Origin of the sequence: Blautia sp. MSK17_66 (assembly GCF_020538025.1) — a bacterium.
Taxonomy (GTDB): domain Bacteria; phylum Bacillota; class Clostridia; order Lachnospirales; family Lachnospiraceae; genus Blautia_A.
On sequence record NZ_JAJBNQ010000101.1, the window covers coordinates 1 to 393 of the forward strand.

Genomic DNA, 393 nt, shown 5'->3' on the forward strand with positions numbered 1-393 from the left:
TATGATCCAATATCAAAGGAAATGATAGCATTGAAGGATGAGACTAATCCAATTGAGGAGTGGCAGCATATAGAACAGCTAAAGGGTAGTGCTGAAGGAAGCATACGATACCCCGCATGGAATGGGATAATATCACAGGAGGTACTAGACTACCTTTCATCCTACATAAATAGACGCATATAAGTACGCATTTAAGCATAAACACGCACTATGCCGTTCTTCTCATGTATATATATATACAGGCAACACGCAGATATAGGTGCGACGTGAACAGTGAGCTGTATGTGCGCAGCTCGCGTTGCATTTTCGGAAGCGCTCGTTTTCGGAAACGCTTTGAAGTTCCTATTCCGAAGTTCCTATTCTCTAGAAAGTATAGGAACTTCAGAGCGCTTT

At 42.2% G+C, this 393-nt stretch carries 1 protein-coding gene; it reads left to right on the forward strand.

All coding sequences use genetic code 11. The annotated features are described in order from the left end of the window. The coding region (locus LIR34_RS17660) for a hypothetical protein (RefSeq protein ID WP_002283382.1) at nt 1-183 on the forward strand (183 nt) is incomplete at its 5' end. Between the last annotated feature and the right edge of the window lie 210 nt (nt 184-393).